Source organism: Gillisella vitis (genome assembly GCF_001541345.2).
In the GTDB taxonomy this organism is placed as follows: domain Bacteria; phylum Pseudomonadota; class Alphaproteobacteria; order Rhizobiales; family Rhizobiaceae; genus Allorhizobium; species Allorhizobium vitis.
This window is the reverse complement of the sequence record NZ_LMVL02000007.1, coordinates 181319-198527: the sequence shown is the minus strand read 5'-3', so window position 1 is coordinate 198527 and position 17209 is coordinate 181319. Positions and strand designations below refer to the sequence as shown.

The following is a 17209-nucleotide window of genomic DNA, read 5'->3' as shown; positions in this document are numbered from 1 at the left end:
ACGCGGCTGAGAAATGGTCATTTGGCGTCTGCACTCTCGGGCAACATAGTTTCCACCGAAGACTGATGCGCATTTTTAACGTGTGTTTTGGCAAGAACCATCAAAACAGCATGAAACGGAGATGGAAAACCATGGATATTGCCCGCTTCAAGCTTGGCATGCGCCGTCTGGCCTCTGGCGTGTCACTGATCACCACACTCTCTGACGGTGCGCGCCACGGATTGGTGGCAACGGCGGTCAACTCCGTCAGCGGTGATCCACCGTCGCTGCTGATCTGCGTCAACAAGAATGCCTCGGCGCATGGGCATATCGAGCGCTCCGGCATCTACTGCGTCAACATCCTGTCGGAAAGCGCCCAGCCGATTGCCGCCAGCTTTTCCAGCGCCATTGACCGGGACAAGCGGTTTTTGCGTGGTGAATGGCAGGTGCTGAAGACCGGTGCACCCGCCCTTGTTGACTCACTGGCCAGTTTCGATTGCGAGGTGCGCCACGCGCTCTCCTACGCCACCCATACGATCTTCATCGCTGACATCGTCGCAACAGAGCTTTGGGACAGTACCGATGCACCATTGGTCTATCTGGATGGCCGCTATCGGCAGGTGCTGGTCGAGCCGGATATGACACCCGCTGAGTGAGATTTTCATGAGGTGCGAGGCACCAAGTATAGTTCGTACTGATCATAAAAACGGGAACAGAAGCACGGCAAAAGCCGGCGTATGGAGCATCAGATGAGCAACCAAAAGCGCAAGGGGATAACACGGCGCGGATTGATCAAAGGCGCGGCAGCGGTGGGCGGCATGGCCGCAGGGTCCGGCGCCATATCGGGATTTCCAACAATCTGGGCGCAGAATATCAAGGACGTCAAGCTGGTCCATGTCGGCCAGTCCTATTCCACCATCAAAAACATTCAGGAACAGGCCAGCAAGGATCTCGGCTTTACCATTGAAATGCAGACGGCTGACGTCGCCACTCAGATGAACCGAATGCTGACCCAGCCGGAATCAATGGATGTCGCCGACCTTGCCAACACCTCGGTGCGCTATCTCCTTGGCCGAAATATTGTTCAGCCGATCACTACTAAGGAATACAAGTGGTGGGACAAGACCATTTCCCTGTTCCAGACGGGCAAATACCCCAATGGGAAAATGGCCTCGCTGGAAGGATTTGCACCGATCAAGGCGCAATATTACGCCGATAAGACCGCCAGCGCCTATTCAATGACACCGACAGAATGGCTGGTGGGCATTCCGCTCTATTATAATGCGGATACGCTGGGCGTGCGCCCTGATCTGATTGGCACCACCAAGATTGACAGTTGGGCACGCCTGCTGGATCCTGCCTTCAAGGGCCATGTGGCGCTCCAGGAAGGTGTCAATGTCGGCCTGCCGGATGCCGCCATGGCGCTCTCTGCGCTGGGCGAGGTCTCCTATGTTGACAAGGGCAATATGACCCGCAGCGAAATCGACAAAACCATCAAAAAACTGATCGAATATAAAAAAGCCGGGCAATTCCGGTCCTTCTGGCTGAATTTCGATCAATCCGTGCAACTGATGGCCTCCGGCGAAGTGGTGCTGCAATCCATGTGGTCGCCTGCTGTGACAGAAGTACGCACGCGCGGTATTCCCTGTACATTCCAACCGCTGAAAGAGGGTCATCGCGGCTGGTACATCATGATGTTCCAGATGCAGCACCTGACCGGGCTGAAGCGCGAGTGCGCCATTGAATATATGAACTGGTACAATTCCGGCTGGGCCGGTGCCTTCATTTCCCGCCAAGGCTTTTACAACACCGTGCCTGAAAATGTGAAGCCGCTGATGAGCGCCAATGAATATGGCTATTGGTATGAGGGCAAGCCCGCGTCCGAACCTATTCTCAACCCTTTTGGCAAGGTGATGGAAAAGCCGGGTGCCGTGCGCGACGGTGGCTCGCTCTGGGATCGCATGGGCAATATCGGCATCTGGAATACACTGATGGATGAGGATCGCTATCTGGTGCGCCGCTGGCAGGATTTCATCGCCGCGTAAGATTTCATTCCAATCAAGGACATTTTCGATGTCACTCTCCTCGGCAAAGCGGGTATCGCTTGTGCAAATCGCGCCGATGGCGCTGGTTCTGGTGTGTTTCGTGATCCTGCCGCTGGCGATGATCCTTGTTGTCAGTTTCATGGATTACGGTTTTGCCGAGGTAATCCCGGAATTTATCTGGGAAAATTATCTCGATATTTTCACCTCGGAACTGACGCTCAGGCTGTATCTTCAAACCTTCAAATTCCTGGCGATTGTTTGGGCCATCACGCTGTTTCTCGGCTTTACCATCGCCTATTACCTGATGTTTCATGTTCGCAGCCCCATCGTGCGGGCGCTGTGCATTGCGGCCTGCGCCATACCGTTCTGGACATCGGGTCCAATTCGCATGGTGTCCTGGGTGCCGCTTTTGGGGCGCGAAGGACTGGTCAATCAGGTCTTGCTGCATCTGCATATCATCGAGCAGCCGCTCTCCTGGCTGCTCTATTCTGAATTTTCCGTCATCGTCGTCTACGTCAACGTGCTGACGCTGGCCATGTTGGGGCCGATCGCCAATTCCATGGCCAAGATTGATAAAAATCTCCTGCATGCCGCTCGTGATCAGGGAGCACGCGAAGGACAGATCATTCGTCTGGTGATTATTCCGCTGATCAAACCCGGCATCGCCATAGGTTCAATCTTTATTGTGACAGCGGTGATGGGTGATTTCTTCATCGTCAAGCAGATGGGCGGTGGTCAGATCAACACGGCGGTCGGGGCCATAGCCACCGAGCTGAACGCATTTCAATATCCACCGGCTGCGGCAAAATCGGTGGTGATGCTGGTCATCGTGCTCGGCTTCGTCGCCTCTCTGCTGCGCGTTGTCGATATCCGTAAAGAACTGGCCAATCAGGAGTGAGTGATGCGCGAGCGTGGACAACCAAGGCCTGCTTCCTTCTATCTGTTATTCGGCATTTTTGCGCTCTATCTCGCCTTTCTCTATGGGCCGATGCTGTGCGTGTTTATCCTGTCCTTTCAGGGGCCAAGTGGTGGCATGAGCTTTCCCATGGTCGGCTTTTCCTTCCACTGGTTTCAGGTGTTGCTGGGCGGCACGGGCGGCGAAGGGGTTGGCGATCTGCATGAGGCTTTTCTGCGGTCCATGCGCCTTGCCGCCATTGTGGCGGCGCTAACCATGACGATCTCGGTGGCGGCAGGCATGGCTTATCGGCGAAAGTTTCCCGGGGCCAATCTAGTGTTTTACTCAGCGATAGCAGCCATGGTGCTGCCGGGGATTTTTGTCGGCTTTGGCATCGCGCTGGCCTTCCACCTGCTGGGCTATAAGATCCAGTGGTACTCTTCGGGTATCGGCGCTCAACTTACCTGGTCACTGCCTTTTGGCCTGTTGATCATGTTCATCGTGATGGGACGTTTCAATCGGTCCTATGAAGAGGCCGCAACGGATCTTGGTGCCACCAGCTGGCAGCGCTTCAGCCAGGTGATCCTGCCAATCATTCTCCCCGGCGTGATCGGAATCCTCATGGCAGGTTTTACGTCCTCCTACGAAGAACTGGCACGCACCTCGCTCAACGTTGGCTCGGGCAATACCATGCCCATGGAAATCACTGGATTGCTGACGGCGGCCACGTCACCGGTGTTGTTTGCCATCGGTACGCTGACGACAGCGGTATCCTTCATTCTCGTCATCGCCATGCTGCTTCTGGCAATGCTGCTGGTCAAACGGCAACAGTCAAGATTGCAACCGCATTGATGCGACCCACTCCATGAGGATGTGATAATGAGACATGAAACACAGCTGACAACGGCTCCGACGGATAGCGTTGCGAAGAATTTGATCCAGAAAACCGCCCCTTCACTTTCAGCCCACCATAATGATGTTGAGCTGGTGGCCGTGACCAAACGTTATGGTTCCAGCACCGCAGTGAATACCATTTCGCTGCGGATTCCGTCAGCCAGTTATTGCTGTTTGCTGGGGCCAAGTGGCTGCGGAAAAACCACGACCTTGCGGATGATTGCCGGGCATGAAATTGTCAGCGAAGGTGATATTCTGGTACAGGACCGCAATATCACGCTGGCCCCCGCCGTTCAGCGCGGCACATCAATGATGTTTCAGAATTATGCGCTGTTCCCCCATCTCAGCGTGGTTGATAACGTGGCATTTTCCCTGAAGCTCAAAGGTGTGGCCAAGGTTGAGCGACGGCGTCAGGCGATGGATTATCTGGGGCTGGTGCAGATGGAAGCATTGGCAGAACGACTTCCTGCCCAATTATCCGGTGGCCAGCAGCAGCGCGTCGCCCTTGCGCGCTCGCTGATAACCAGACCAAAAGTATTGCTGCTGGATGAGCCATTGTCAGCGCTGGATCCGTTCTTACGCATCACCATGCGCTCGGAATTGAAGCGCATCCAACGAGAGCTGGGCATTACTTTCATCCATGTCACCCATAGCCAGGAAGAGGCCATGGCCTTGTCGGACATGATCGTGGTGATGAATGGCGGCACGATCATGCAGGCAGGCCCTGCCCGCGAGGTCTTTGCCCGGCCCCACAATGCCTTTGTCGCGCGTTTCATCGGCGGACATAATGTTTTGAATTTCGGCGGGCGGCAATTTTGCGTGCGGGCGGACAAATGCCGAATCGCAGGATCTGAGGATGGCAGACACACCATCGCCGAGGTGGTCGGAGCCGAATATCAGGGCGCAATGGGCCGTCTGTCTTTAATGACAGCCGACAAGCAATCGATCTCCGTGATAGTCAGCGATGACGATTATTTCGCCTTTAGTCACGACATCGGTGATCGGGTCAGCGTGTCATGGTCCGAGAAAGATGAATGGGATCTGGAAACTGTGGGTTACGCAATCGCTTGATTATTTTTTGCTGATTTCAAAATGTCGGCATCCGATGACTGGAATGATGAAAAGTTCGCATTTGCCGATCTGTTGCCATTGTTAACCGTCTCACTCTTCGATGCTGTTTCACAAGCCCTCAAAACGGCTTCGCGTGAAGCCACAAAAGTCCAACTTGAAGACAGTTGCTAGTCTGCCATTGTTAGCCATTTTTTTCCGCGAAAGACGCCTGTCCGACAATCTTTAAATATGGCGGACAAGATGTGTTGAAGCATTAGGCACTTCTGGCAATTGGCGCTATGATCTCCTTAAAAATCACGGGAGGCGGCTTTTCAAGAGCCGGTGATTTCATGGGATTTGCCGATCACGTCAAGGAAATCGAGCGCGTCGGGCAGGGAAGCAATACGGGCCGCGACGCTATTGTCGTGGAATCCTGGCGGCGATGCCTGGAGACCTATCAGCTCGATCCGGCGCAAGCGCGTGAGGCGGTCATCGTCTCTCAAACACGCCTACGCGAACATCGCCAGCAGGCGGAGGACCTCGTGCATATTGCACGCTCGGGGCTTGAGCGGCTCTATCGGCAGGTTGCCGAGCAGAATTATGTTCTTCTCCTCTCCGACCGGCAGGGCGTGACCGTCGAATTTCTTGGCGATCCCTCCTTCAACAACAACCTGCGAAAGGCTGGGCTCTATCTCGGCTCGGAATGGTCCGAGCCTCGCGCTGGCACGTGCGCCGTTGGCGCCTGCCTGGCCACCGGCGAGGCTCTGACGATCCATCAGACCGACCATTTTGACATCACCCATACACCACTCTCCTGCACCGCCGCACCGATCTATGACACGCAAGGCACGTTGGCAGCGGTCCTCGATATTTCGCTCCTGAGTTCACCCATCTTGAAGACGAGCCAGAACATGGCGCGTCATCTTGTCTCCTCGACCGTGCGGCGCATCGAGCTCGCCAATCTCATGGCGAACAGTCGACACGACCTGGTGCTGCGCTTTGCTGGCGCGCCGGAATTTCTCGATGTTGATCCGGAAGCGGCGATTTCCGTCGATGGCTCCGGCCGCATTACCGGCATGACACATGGTGGCGCGCGGCTTCTTGCTGCCTCGCGTGGAATCGACTGGCGTCAGCCCGAGCTTTTGCTTGGCCAGCCGGTCGCGGATTTTTTCGAGGCTGGCTTGGACGAGCTCGCTTCGCTGACACGCGCCAGCCTGCCGCAAGACCGGCGGATTGGCGTGCGCGATGGGTCGGTCCTGTTTGCCCATGCGATCGAGCCGCAACAGCGCGTGGCCGGGGCGCCGCTCGTTCGATCTCATCGGTCGCCGCCAGCCATGAGCCTGCTCGGCGGCAGTGTCGAAATCATGGACAGCCTTCGCCGCAAAATCGCCAAGCTCGCACCGAGCGCACTACCGATCCTGCTTCAGGGCGAGACCGGAACCGGCAAGGAATATCTGGCACGCATTATCCACGAGGTGAGCGGGTTGTCAGGCCGCTTCGTTGCGGTCAATTGCGCAGCAATCCCTGAACAGCTGATCGAAAGCGAATTGTTCGGCTATGCACCAGGCGCCTTCACCGGCGCCCTTGCCAAGGGACGAAAGGGGTTGGTCGAGGAAGCGGTGGGCGGAACCCTGTTCCTAGACGAAATTGGCGACATGCCATACGCCGCGCAAAGCAGGTTGCTCAGGGTTCTGGCCGAGGGCGAGGTATTGCCTGTCGGCGGTTCAGTGGCGCGCAAGGTGAAATTTCGCGTCGTGTCTGCGTCGCATCGGTCTTTGGCCGACATGGTCGCAACCGGTGCATTCCGGCGGGACCTCTATTACAGGCTGAATGCGGCCGTACTCTCCCTTCCACGGCTTTGCGAGCGCGGCGATCTGTCGTGGCTGCTCGACAAGTTGCTCGAAAAACATGCTCCGGCCGACCGATCGCTCAGGCTTTCAGACACTGCCCGCCTTTTGATCCTCAATCATCGCTGGCCAGGCAATATCCGCGAGCTGGACAATGCGATCGCCTTCGCCGCAGCGCTGTGCGACGATGGGCTGATTGAGGTAACGGACCTTCCAGAACACTTGGCTGGCAGTGTGCAGCTGCCTGGCGACGACAGCCCTGAAGCCGAACTTCGCGCTGTGCTCGCTGCCTGCCATGGCAATATTTCCGAGGCAGCGCGCCGCCTCGGCATTGATCGTACCACCATGCATCGCCGTATGCGCAGGTTTGGCATAGACAGGCCGCATTGAACATCCGCACTGTGGCACGCGCCACACCTGTCGCGCCACAGCTGTGGCGCAGCGAAGCCCGTCCCGGCTCAAAAACTAAGTAATTCCAGCCATTCGCCCTGTCAGGAGCCACTGGCACGGGCATTGCTCTTCTCTTGGCATGAATAGCATCCAAGGGAGGAAACATGCGCGCGCTCAGATTTCATGCAGCCAAGGATTTGCGACTTGACGACATTGCCGAGCCGATGCAGCCGGGACAGGGCCAGGTTCTGGTCCGTAATCGCTTCGTCGGGATTTGCGGCACGGATCTTCACGAATACAGCTACGGCCCGATCTTCATCCCGACCGAGCCACACCCCTTCACCGGCGCCCATGGACCGCAAGTGCTCGGCCATGAATTCGGCGGCGTCGTCGAAGCGATTGGCGAGGGCGTTACGTCCGTCGTTGTTGGCGACCGCGTATCCATCCAGCCCCTCGTTATGCCAAGGTCCGGCGACTATTTCGCCGATCGCGGCCTTTTCCACTTAAGCACGCAGTTAGCGCTGGTGGGCTTGAGCTGGGATGGCGGCGGCATGGCCGAAGCAGCGCTCGTCAACGACTACAATGTTCAGAAAATCCCGGACGAGATGTCTGATGAAGAGGCAGCCCTGGTCGAGCCGACGGCGGTTGCCGTCTATGCCTGCGATCGCGGCGGTGTAACGGCCGGCAGCAGCGTGCTGGTGACTGGCGCCGGTCCCATCGGCATGCTGACGCTGCTCGCCGCGCGCGCGGCAGGTGCCACCCAGCTTTTCGTGTCTGATCTCAATGACTCCAGGCTCGAGCTTGCGAAAGCTGTGTTGCCCGATGTCATCACGATCAACCCGCAGCGCGACAATGTCGGCGATGTCGTCCGCCTGCAGACGGAAGGCCAAGTAGGCTGCGATGTCGCCATCGAATGCGTGGGCAACGAACATGCACTGAAGGCCTGCGTCGACGCCGTGCGCAAACAGGGCGTCGTGGTCCAGACCGGGCTGCATCCGCATGAAAATCCGATCGACTGGTTCCAGGTGACATTCAAAGATCTGGAAATCAAAGGATCCTGGGCCTACCCGACACACTACTGGCCACGCGTCATCAGGCTGATTGCTTCCGGTCAGCTGCCGGCAATGAAGATCGTCACCAAGCGTGTGACACTCGACACGGCTGTCAAGGAAGGCTTCGACGTCCTGCTCGACCCGGCTGGAGCCCAACTCAAGATCCTGATCGATCTTTCAAAATAGGCGTCTCGGCAGGCGCAACCCATACCGGTTCAAAGGGCGCCTGGAGGGGCGCCTCATGACCCGAGACACAAGCACTCATGGAGGAGAAGACCATGCTTGATATCAGCCCAGCCACCAAGATAGACACGGCTTTGTCGAAGCTCGGCAAAGCGCTTGAAAGCGGCGACATCAATGCCGCCGTCAATTTGTTTCAGACTGATTGCTATTGGCGCGATCTGGTGACATTCACCTGGAACCTTAAGACACTCGAGGGTCACGAGCAGATCCGAGAGATGCTGAAGAGCCAGCTCGCCGCCATCACACCCTCGAATTTCGTGCAGGATTCGAAAGAGCCCGCCGCTGATGCTGGTGGGATCACTGACGGCTGGTTCGAGTTCGAAACAGGCGTCGCACGCGGTTACGGACATATCCGCCTGAAGGATGGGCGGATCTGGACCCTTTTGACCACCATGTCCGAATTGAAGGGCCATGAAGAGCCGAAAGGCACCCGCCGCCCGATGGGGGCAGAGCATGGCCATGATCGCAACCGCATGACCTGGAAAGAAAAACGCGAGACCGAGACCGCCGAGCTGGGCTATTCGGTGCAACCCTATGTCGTTATCATCGGTGGCGGCCAGGGAGGCATTGCACTTGGCGCGCGGCTTCGCCAGCTGGGTGTGCCGACAATCATCATCGAGAAGAACGAGCGCCCGGGCGATAGCTGGCGCAAGCGCTACAAGTCGCTCTGCCTGCACGACCCCGTCTGGTACGATCACTTGCCTTACATTCCCTTCCCGGAAAACTGGCCTGTCTTCACCCCAAAGGACAAAGTCGGCGACTGGCTGGAAATGTACACCAAGGTCATGGAGTTGAACTACTGGGGGTCCACGACCTGCAAGTCGGCGCAATTCGATGAAGTGACAAACGAATGGACAGTCATTGTCGACCGCGCTGGCAAGGAGGTCGTGCTCAAGCCGAAGCAGCTGGTGCTGGCGACGGGCATGTCGGGCAAGGCGAATGTGCCAAAATTCCCCGGTCAGGATCTGTTCAAGGGCGAACAGCAGCATTCCTCGCAGCATCCGGGGCCGGACGCTTATGCCGGCAAACAAGTGGTGGTGATTGGCTCCAACAATTCCGCCCACGATATCTGCGCAGCGCTCTGGGAAGCCGGTGCCGATGTCACCATGCTGCAACGATCATCCACCCATATTGTCAAATCCGGTTCACTGATGGAGATCGGTCTCGGTGATCTCTATTCGGAGAGGGCGGTTCAGGGCGGCATGACCACGCGTAAGGCCGACCTGATTTTTGCGTCCCTGCCCTACCGGATCATGCATGAGTTCCAGATCCCGATTTACAACAGGATTCGTGAACAGGATGCGGATTTTTATGAGGCGCTGAAAGATGCTGGTTTCATGCTGGATTTCGGCGACGACGAATCTGGCCTGTTCATGAAATATCTGCGGCGCGGATCAGGTTATTACATTGATGTCGGCGCCTGTGATCTGGTGATTGACGGCTCGATCAAGCTCAAATCCGGCGTGGACGTCTCGCATCTGACTGAAAACGCTGTCGTATTGAAGGATGGCACGCAGTTGCCAGCGGATCTCGTGGTCTATGCCACTGGCTATGGCTCGATGAATGGTTGGGCGGCCGATCTCATTTCGCGCGACGTCGCTGACAAGGTCGGCAAATGTTGGGGGCTCGGCTCCGATACGACCAAGGATCCCGGTCCCTGGGAGGGAGAACAGCGCAACATGTGGAAGCCGACGCAACAGGACGCATTGTGGTTCCACGGCGGCAACCTGCACCAGTCAAGGCACTATTCGCAATATCTGTCACTGCAGCTGAAAGCTCGTCAGGTCGGTATCGACACGCCCGTCTATGGCATGACCAGACCGCATCATCTGTCGTAAAGCCCATGGGGGGGGCGCCAGCCTGACTGGTGCCCCTCTCTATGATTGGTCTTGTAAGGTCGTGATTTGCGGAAATGAAATAGAGATCGGGTAGGGTGGCGGGCGGAGCCGATGACGCAGCGCTTTCGTTGCAATTTTGCAAGTAAAATCAGTTGCCTATTATCTTTTCAAACGATGCCAACCATGTGTGCTGTTTCACATCTTTATGCCGTGACCATCGTCACACGGATCGCACGCCAATGATGATTTTCGGACAGACCCTTAGATTTTAAGGGGAATTTCAAATCCATGTCCGGAGCACCCGCTCACGCTTCGACCGAAAATCCTTTAGCCCTTAGCACGGGCTCAAGATTACTGACTTCAATGACCGACTTCCCCGCCTTATAGGCGGCAATATAGCCCGCTTCGGCATCTTCCCGGGTTTGGGCAAGTGCTGCAACGTCCATGGCTTCCTGTCGACGAACGACCACCACGCCGTCGGCATCACCGACGATGATGTCGCCCGGATACACCAGTTCATCACCGATAACGATGGGATCGTTTACTGCGGTCAAGGTTTCCTTCACGGTTCCCTTGATGCAGACACTGAGTGAAAATACCGGAAAGCCAAGATCTCGAAGCTGCAAGGTGTCGCGCACGCCTGTGTCCGTTACCAAGCCCCCAATGCCTTTAGCGAGGCAGGCATTGGCCAGAACATCACCGAATGACCCCGCCTCCTCGTATTCGCCGCCGGATACCACGATGATGTCGCCCGGTTGCGCATAATTGATCGCCAGTTGCAGCATGATGTTGTCGCGTGGCGCGGACTTGACCGTGAAAGCAGGCCCGCAAAGCTTCATGCGGTAATCCACTGGCTTGATGCGGGAGGACAGCGCACCACGACGGCCTTGTGCCTCATGCAGGGTCGCGGGCGAGAATTTCGCAATCGCATTAATCTCTTCCTGGCTTGGACGCTCGGGAATTTTCTTAATGTGGATCATGGCAACCTCAAAACAACATTGTTCGATAGGGCGAAACGGCGCTGGTTAACCCCAGCCCTTTCGCGATCTCCTCCGTTTTAAGAGGCTTGCGCTATGCCAACAAATATATATTGACGATACTTGATATATGGATTTTGTATATCAGGAGGCGACCTTGGCATTGGATGTGACAAAAATGCGCTATTTTGCGCGCATTGCGGAGCTGGGTTCCTTTACCCGTGCCGCCAGTGAACTGGGTGTAGCCCAACCAGCGCTGAGCCTGCATGTGCGCGCGCTGGAAGACCAACTGGGGCTGCAATTGCTCAATCGCACCTCGCGTGGCGTCGTGGTAACGGAGGCAGGTCAGACGCTGCTGGTCCATGCTCAGGCAATCCTTCGGGCGATAGAGCAGGCCGAAGCCGCAACGCGGGAGCAGGCGAAATATCCAAGTGGTGATGTCTCGCTTGGCATTCTTAGCTCGCTGTCTCCCATTCTCTCCATTCCGGTTCTGGAAGCATGTGACCGCCGCTTTCCAAAAATCCGCCTGACGATCAGCGAGGGCGATAGCCAGACCTTGCGCACAGCGACCGATACCCATGCGCATGATCTGGCCGTGAACCTTCTGGATGTGGCCAAACCGACCGCAGTGCCTTTGTTTGATGAGCGGCTCTATGCCGTCGGGCCTCTGAATGCCTTTACCCAAAGGCAGAATGATTTGCCGCTCCGCGAAGCTTTGAGCCTTCCGCTGATCATGCCCTCGCAGCGTCATGGGATTCGCATCCTTTTGGAAAAGCAGGCCCTTATTCTTGGTCAGAAAATCAATATTGTTCGGGTGATTGAGGGAGTGGCCAGCACCAAAGCGGCTATCCGTGCCGGGTTGGGATTGACCATTCTGGGACGGGGAGCTGTCTACGCCGATCATCAGGCAGGAGAACTTTCGGTCATTCCGCTGAGCGGACCAGAACTGTTTCGACGCCTTGTGCTGGATATGCCGGTCAATCACCCCCCGACCAAGGCGGTTCTTGAAGTGAGACATATCCTGATGGAGGTCATCAAGCGTCTCGGTGGAGAGGGCCATTGGAGCTGTCTTGCCTGAGAAACACCCCTTCTTTCCTATGGTCAGCTGAGCATCATTCAAACTTTGTTTGCCCCCATCACAGGAAGGGTCGTGCTAGCTGTTTTTGAACGTCTTTACGGATCAATCCTGCTGCAACGCAATTGCTCTGGCCTCTGAAGACCGCATGATGACACTATCACAGCCGGTGGTTTGAATGGATCTCGACAAGATCAAAACGCTCATAGACTTTGTTGGTCAATCCCGTATTTCGGAGTTGAGCGTCACCGAAAACGGCACGACAGTTCGAATTTCCCATTACGCACAGGCCCAGGATGCCGCCGTAACCGGCCAAAAAGACAGCGTGGCAGAGCAAACAAATCCATCAGCCAGTGGCAGTGCCAATACCGTATCTACGCCTGTGTTTGGCATCTTTCACCGCGCTCCCAATCCCGGAGCGACCCCCTTTGTTTCGGTTGGCGATCAGGTGGAGGTGGGCCAGAGCCTGTTCATCATTGAAGCGATGAAAGTGTTCAACACCATCGCAGCAGAGCGTGCAGGCAAGGTTGTTCGCATCCTTGCTGGGGACGGCCAAGAGGTGGATGCCGGGCAGCCCGTGCTGGAGATTGCCGGATGACATCGGACACGAAACGCCCCTTTGATACGGTCCTGATTGCCAATCGCGGCGAGATTGCCTTGCGCATCCAGCGGGCCTGCCGGGAGCTTGGCCTGCGCACCGTGATGATCTGCTCTGAGGCCGACCGGGATGCGCCCTATGGTGCAACGGGGGATGAATTCATCTGTATTGGGCCTTCTGCGCCGGGGCGCAGCTATCTCAATCAATCCGCAATTCTTCTGGCCATGCGGGCATCTGGTGCCGGTGCGGTGCATCCGGGCTACGGCTTCCTGTCGGAAAACGCTGATTTTGCGCAAGCCGTTGAGCAGGCGGGGCTGACCTTCATAGGCCCACCAGCCTCTGCCATTCGCATTATGGGCGACAAGATTGCCGCCAAGCGGGCAATGATCGAGGCAGGCGTGCCTTGCGTGCCGGGACCCGACACGGCCCTTGGCGAAGACATGGCTGACATTGCCGAGATCGCCGCCAAGATTGGCTACCCGGTGATTATCAAGGCCGCAGGCGGCGGCGGTGGACGAGGCATGCGCATTGTGCGCGATGCGGCGGCCCTTGCTGATGCCGTTTCCGTCACCCGTGAGGAAGCACGGCGGGCTTTTGGCAATCCCGAATTGTACATGGAAAAATTCCTGGAAAAGCCGCGCCATGTGGAAATTCAGGTGTTGTGCGATAATTTCGGCAATGCCGTCTGGCTGGGCCACCGCGATTGCTCCATGCAGCGCCGCCACCAGAAAGTGGTGGAAGAAGCGCCATCACCCGGCATTCCCGCCGATATCGCTGCCGCTGTGGGTGCGCGTTGCGTGGCGGCCTGCCAGCGTATTGGCTATCGCGGCGTCGGAACGTTTGAATTTCTCTATGAGAATGGCGAATTCTATTTCATTGAAATGAACACCCGCCTTCAGGTGGAACATCCCGTGACCGAAATGACCAGCGGGTTGGATATTGTCTGCGAACAATTGCGCGTGGCATTGGGCCTGCCGCTGCTGCCGACCCAAGCGGATATTCAAACCAACGGCCATTCGTTTGAATGCCGGATCAATGCCGAAGACCCCTACACCTTTGCCGGATCACCGGGCACGATCACCGCTTTGCAGCTTCCCTCCGGCGAGGGCGTGCGTGTCGATACCCATGCGGTGGCAGGCTATACCGTGCCTGCCCATTATGACTCGCTGATTGCCAAGCTGATTGTGCATGCCCCAACCCGCGACGAGGCCATTGTGCGGATGCGCGTAGCTCTGGACGCACTCAAGATCGACGGGATCACCACCAATATCGCGCTGCATAAGGCGATTTTTGAAGATGAGGGCTTTTGCGCGGGTGGTGCCGATATCCACCATCTTGAAAAATGGTTGAGCAAGCGGAGCGCAGCATGACACCACGCAATCGTTCCAAATCCCGATCCAGCATGGACTTCACCAGTCCAGAGGTGATCGCAACGCTCACATCATGGCTGGAGCAAGCTGGTGTCAGCGCCATCGCCATTGAGCGAGACGATCAGCAGATCAAAATTGTGATGGCGGGAGGTTCTGCCCAGGTCTCACGCCAAAAGCGGGACAAACCGACAGCGGCGGTGGTTGCAGTTAAGGCACCTTCTGTGGGGCATTTTCTGGCGCATCATCCAGCCCGGGCCGATGAAGCATCAAACGATCGCTCAGTGGTCAAAGCAGGCGACACACTCGGCTTCGTCAAAATTGGCCCTGTACTGCTGGCGGTAAGCGCACCGCAAGATGGCATTCTCGGCGAAGCCTTGGTCAAAAGCGGTACCCTCGTTGGCTATGGCGATCCTCTGTTTCTGGTCGAGCAACACTGATGGCGACAATGGATATGAAAGCCCTGAAACATCCCGCAGTGATTGCCTCGTCTACAGCGGATATGCCGAAAATCTCCGTCATTGGCACCAAAGCCTTCGTGGTCGATGCCCCCGGCCCATTTGATCTGGCCTCGCAACGCCGCATCTGGGCCTTGTCTGCCATGGTTCAGGATTGGCCAGACGTGCAGGAAATTGTGCCAGGCATGACCAATCTGCTGTTGGTACTGCATGATACACCAGAAGATCATGAGGCCATATCAAGTCGTTTGCTGGAAGCGTGGAATGCAGCGCAAGGCATGGATTTGAGCGGAAAAACCGTTGAAATCCCGGTGACCTATGGCGGCGAACATGCCACCGATCTTCCCGCGCTTTGCGATCTTTCCGGCCTGTCAGACCGCGATATCGTCAAAATTCATGCGGCTGGCACCTATACCGTGTTTACTCTGGGTTCTGCACCGGGCTTTGGCTATCTGCATGGTCTGGACCCGCGCATTCACATGCCGCGCAAAACCGTGCCATCGCTGAAAATGGCGCGTGGGTGCCTGACCATTGGCGGCATGCAGACCGGCGTTGCCGTCTTGACCGGGCCAAATGGCTGGAACTCCATCGGCTTTGCCGAAATGCCGATGTTTGATCCCATGGCGGCTTCCCCTGCCCTGCTGGCCCCCGGCGATACGGTGCGCTTTATTGCCGAGAGGATCGAGCTATGATCGAGGTTCTCACCACCGGCCCCCTCAACACCGTGCAGGACCTTGGCCGCTTTGGGTTTCGCAACATTGGCGTCACCACCTGCGGCGCGATGGACCCGGTTGCGCTGAAAATTGGCAATCTGATGCTGGGCAATGATGAGGGTGCCGCAGGCTTGGAAATTCAAACCTTCCCCTTTCGGCTGCGGTTTGAGAAAGACGGTTTTGTCGCCATCACCGGGGCCGATTGCGCGGCAACGCTGGACGGCAAAACCATGCCGCCATGGTGGGCACTTCCGGTTTTGGCAGGTCAAGAACTTGAGCTGAAAACACCCACCAAAGCGGCGCGGGCCTACCTGTGCTTTTCCGGCGGCATTGATGTGCCGCTGGTGATGGGATCTCGCAGCACCTCGTTGCGGGGAGCCTTTGGTGGTTATCAAGGGCGTTTTTTGGCCTCTGATGATCGTTTGGCAATAGGTGAGGTGCCAGCCCCGCTGATTCCATCTTCCGGCTTTGGGGTGATGCCGCCAGAGGTGGCTTTGCAGGATCATTTTCCAGCGGTTGAGAATGGCATTTTGCCCATCCGCGCCCTGCCTGCGGGTGAGCATGACTGGTTTGGTGAAGAATCGATACGGTTCTGGGCGCAGGATTGGAAAATCTCCTCCCAGAGCGACCGCACCGGCTATCGCCTGTCTGGCACGCCGGTGAAGCTCAAGGAGCATGTTGAAATGCGCTCCCATGGCGTGGTCACAGGCGTGGTGCAGGTGCCACCCGCTGGTGAGCCGATCATTCAAATGAGTGATGCCAATACCGCAGGCGGTTATCCCAAAATGGCGGGTGTGATTGACATTGATCTTTGGCGTTTGGGCCAAGCCCGCATTGGCAGCCGCATCCGCTTTGTGCAGTCCAGCTTGGCGGAGGCGAAAGCGGCAGAACAAGCCATGGCGGCCTATCTGGCTGATATCCGCAACACTGTGCCGCTGTTGACCGACGCCCTCGCCACCATGACCAAGCGCTAAATCTGAGGATAGACGATGAAGATTGATCTCAATTCCGATATGGGCGAAGGCTTTGGTCCCTACCGCTTGTGTGATGATGAAGCGTTGATGGATGTTGTGTCCTCGGCCAATATCGCCTGTGGTTTTCATGCGGGCGACCCGGAGATGATGCTGAGGATGGTGCGGCTGGCCAAGGCGCGCGGCGTTGGCATTGGTGCGCACCCCGGCTTTCCAGACCGGGTTGGTTTTGGCCGCCGCGATATACCAGTGTCGGCGGAAGAACTGCGGGCGCAGGTGCTTTATCAACTCGGGGCTTTGAGCGCGATTGCAGCCAGCGAAGGGCTTTGCGTTGATCACATCAGCTTTCATGCCGCGATGGGCAATCGGGTGAACCAAGACCCGGCGCTGTGCGATCTAGTGCTGACGGCGGTGAAAACCGTGGCTCCTGAGATTATTGTGTTTTGCATGTCCGGCTCGGAAATCGAACGCTCGGCGCTCCGCTGCGGATTAAAAACACTGACGCTGTTTCTGGCCGACCGCGCCTATGACGCAAAGGGAGCACTTGTGCCGCGCGGCGTGCCCAATTCCGTTATCAAGGAAGAAATGGCCGTGCGTGCGCGCGTCAAACAATTCCTTGAAACCGCAACCGTCACCACCATCGATGGCCAGACCATTGCCATGCCCGCCCGCTCCATTCTTGTTCACAGCGATACGCCGGGTTCTCTGGAATTGGCCAAGATTGTGCGCAGTGAAATTGAAGCCACGGGTGCTACCCTTGCGCCTGCGCGCGACGTGATTGCTTGACATCAACCGATTTTGAAACCTTCACCACAAC

The 17209-nt window shown here is 56.9% G+C and carries 16 protein-coding genes; 15 read left to right on the top strand and 1 reads right to left on the bottom strand.

The window, feature by feature from the left end:
• Nucleotides 1-131: 131 nt before the first annotated feature.
• The 8 genes from ASB66_RS21945 to ASB66_RS21910 all read left to right on the top strand — a co-directional run bounded on the left by ASB66_RS21945 (nt 132) and on the right by ASB66_RS21910 (nt 10233).
• Nucleotides 132-635: a flavin reductase family protein gene (locus tag ASB66_RS21945; protein ID WP_060716922.1), complete on the top strand. Its 504-nt coding sequence runs from the start codon at nt 132-134 to the stop codon at nt 633-635.
• Nucleotides 636-728: 93 nt separating this feature from the next.
• A complete protein-coding gene (locus ASB66_RS21940; RefSeq protein WP_234613901.1) occupies nt 729-2024 on the top strand; it encodes an ABC transporter substrate-binding protein in 1296 nt (431 codons plus the stop codon).
• A 28-nt stretch (nt 2025-2052) separates the two neighbouring features.
• Nucleotides 2053-2922 carry an ABC transporter permease gene (locus ASB66_RS21935; protein ID WP_060716924.1) on the top strand — a complete coding sequence of 290 codons (870 nt, stop codon included), beginning with the start codon at nt 2053-2055 and terminating at the stop codon, nt 2920-2922.
• A gap of 3 nt (nt 2923-2925) precedes the next feature.
• The gene (locus ASB66_RS21930; RefSeq protein ID WP_060716925.1) at nt 2926-3771 is read left to right on the top strand and encodes an ABC transporter permease; all 846 of its coding nucleotides are present in this window, start codon (nt 2926-2928) and stop codon (nt 3769-3771) included.
• Nucleotides 3772-3798: 27 nt separating this feature from the next.
• Nucleotides 3799-4884, top strand: a complete 1086-nt coding sequence (locus ASB66_RS21925) for an ABC transporter ATP-binding protein (protein ID WP_060716926.1) — start codon at nt 3799-3801, stop codon at nt 4882-4884.
• A 329-nt stretch (nt 4885-5213) separates the two neighbouring features.
• A complete protein-coding gene (locus ASB66_RS21920) occupies nt 5214-7100 on the top strand; it encodes a sigma-54-dependent Fis family transcriptional regulator (protein ID WP_060716977.1) in 1887 nt (628 codons plus the stop codon).
• Nucleotides 7101-7264: 164 nt separating this feature from the next.
• On the top strand, nt 7265-8338 hold the full coding sequence (locus ASB66_RS21915) for a 2,3-butanediol dehydrogenase (RefSeq protein WP_060716927.1): 1074 nt from the start codon (nt 7265-7267) through the stop codon (nt 8336-8338).
• Between the two features lie 92 nt (nt 8339-8430).
• Complete coding sequence (locus ASB66_RS21910) at nt 8431-10233, top strand: NAD(P)/FAD-dependent oxidoreductase (protein ID WP_060716978.1); 1803 nt, start codon at nt 8431-8433, stop codon at nt 10231-10233.
• A gap of 305 nt (nt 10234-10538) precedes the next feature.
• Here the strand turns inward: ASB66_RS21910 and ASB66_RS21905 are convergent, their stop codons facing one another.
• Entirely contained in the window at nt 10539-11213 is a 675-nt protein-coding gene (locus ASB66_RS21905) for a 4-carboxy-4-hydroxy-2-oxoadipate aldolase/oxaloacetate decarboxylase (protein WP_060716928.1), read from the bottom strand.
• Between the two features lie 127 nt (nt 11214-11340).
• On the opposite strand from ASB66_RS21905, the gene ASB66_RS21900 reads away from it, so the two are divergent.
• From ASB66_RS21900 to ASB66_RS21870, 7 genes are all read left to right on the top strand, one after another.
• On the top strand, nt 11341-12288 hold the full coding sequence (locus ASB66_RS21900) for a LysR family transcriptional regulator (protein WP_272940009.1): 948 nt from the start codon (nt 11341-11343) through the stop codon (nt 12286-12288).
• A gap of 175 nt (nt 12289-12463) precedes the next feature.
• A complete protein-coding gene (locus ASB66_RS21895) occupies nt 12464-12883 on the top strand; it encodes an acetyl-CoA carboxylase biotin carboxyl carrier protein (protein WP_060716929.1) in 420 nt (139 codons plus the stop codon).
• On the top strand, nt 12880-14253 hold the full coding sequence (gene accC / locus ASB66_RS21890) for an acetyl-CoA carboxylase biotin carboxylase subunit (protein WP_060716930.1): 1374 nt from the start codon (nt 12880-12882) through the stop codon (nt 14251-14253). The genes ASB66_RS21895 and accC overlap by 4 nt, the downstream gene beginning before the upstream one ends.
• A complete protein-coding gene (locus tag ASB66_RS21885) occupies nt 14250-14690 on the top strand; it encodes an acetyl-CoA carboxylase biotin carboxyl carrier protein (protein ID WP_060716931.1) in 441 nt (146 codons plus the stop codon). The genes accC and ASB66_RS21885 overlap by 4 nt, the downstream gene beginning before the upstream one ends.
• Nucleotides 14691-14698: 8 nt before the next feature.
• Nucleotides 14699-15400, top strand: coding sequence for a 5-oxoprolinase subunit PxpB (gene pxpB / locus ASB66_RS21880; protein WP_234613949.1), 702 nt, complete (start codon nt 14699-14701; stop codon nt 15398-15400).
• Entirely contained in the window at nt 15397-16395 is a 999-nt protein-coding gene (locus tag ASB66_RS21875) for a 5-oxoprolinase subunit C family protein (RefSeq protein ID WP_060716933.1), read from the top strand. Before pxpB ends, ASB66_RS21875 begins: the two co-directional genes overlap by 4 nt.
• 15 nt (nt 16396-16410) lie before the next feature.
• The gene (locus tag ASB66_RS21870) at nt 16411-17178 is read left to right on the top strand and encodes a 5-oxoprolinase subunit PxpA (protein WP_060716934.1); all 768 of its coding nucleotides are present in this window, start codon (nt 16411-16413) and stop codon (nt 17176-17178) included.
• Nucleotides 17179-17209: the final 31 nt, after the last annotated feature.

What these genes read in the sequence shown, in the direction of transcription:
- ASB66_RS21895 (WP_060716929.1), top strand. Translation starts at nt 12,464, where the DNA reads ATGGATCTCGACAAGATCAAAACGCTCATAGACTTTGTTGGTCAATCC.
- ASB66_RS21915 (WP_060716927.1), top strand. Translation starts at nt 7,265, where the DNA reads ATGCGCGCGCTCAGATTTCATGCAGCCAAGGATTTGCGACTTGACGAC.
- ASB66_RS21925 (WP_060716926.1), top strand. Translation starts at nt 3,799, where the DNA reads ATGAGACATGAAACACAGCTGACAACGGCTCCGACGGATAGCGTTGCG.
- ASB66_RS21940 (WP_234613901.1), top strand. Translation starts at nt 729, where the DNA reads ATGAGCAACCAAAAGCGCAAGGGGATAACACGGCGCGGATTGATCAAA.
- accC (WP_060716930.1), top strand. Translation starts at nt 12,880, where the DNA reads ATGACATCGGACACGAAACGCCCCTTTGATACGGTCCTGATTGCCAAT.
- ASB66_RS21905 (WP_060716928.1), bottom strand. Translation starts at nt 11,213, where the DNA reads ATGATCCACATTAAGAAAATTCCCGAGCGTCCAAGCCAGGAAGAGATT.
- pxpB (WP_234613949.1), top strand. Translation starts at nt 14,699, where the DNA reads ATGGATATGAAAGCCCTGAAACATCCCGCAGTGATTGCCTCGTCTACA.
- ASB66_RS21870 (WP_060716934.1), top strand. Translation starts at nt 16,411, where the DNA reads ATGAAGATTGATCTCAATTCCGATATGGGCGAAGGCTTTGGTCCCTAC.
- ASB66_RS21945 (WP_060716922.1), top strand. Translation starts at nt 132, where the DNA reads ATGGATATTGCCCGCTTCAAGCTTGGCATGCGCCGTCTGGCCTCTGGC.
- ASB66_RS21875 (WP_060716933.1), top strand. Translation starts at nt 15,397, where the DNA reads ATGATCGAGGTTCTCACCACCGGCCCCCTCAACACCGTGCAGGACCTT.
- ASB66_RS21910 (WP_060716978.1), top strand. Translation starts at nt 8,431, where the DNA reads ATGCTTGATATCAGCCCAGCCACCAAGATAGACACGGCTTTGTCGAAG.
- ASB66_RS21920 (WP_060716977.1), top strand. Translation starts at nt 5,214, where the DNA reads ATGGGATTTGCCGATCACGTCAAGGAAATCGAGCGCGTCGGGCAGGGA.
- ASB66_RS21930 (WP_060716925.1), top strand. Translation starts at nt 2,926, where the DNA reads ATGCGCGAGCGTGGACAACCAAGGCCTGCTTCCTTCTATCTGTTATTC.
- ASB66_RS21885 (WP_060716931.1), top strand. Translation starts at nt 14,250, where the DNA reads ATGACACCACGCAATCGTTCCAAATCCCGATCCAGCATGGACTTCACC.
- ASB66_RS21900 (WP_272940009.1), top strand. Translation starts at nt 11,341, where the DNA reads ATGGATTTTGTATATCAGGAGGCGACCTTGGCATTGGATGTGACAAAA.
- ASB66_RS21935 (WP_060716924.1), top strand. Translation starts at nt 2,053, where the DNA reads ATGTCACTCTCCTCGGCAAAGCGGGTATCGCTTGTGCAAATCGCGCCG.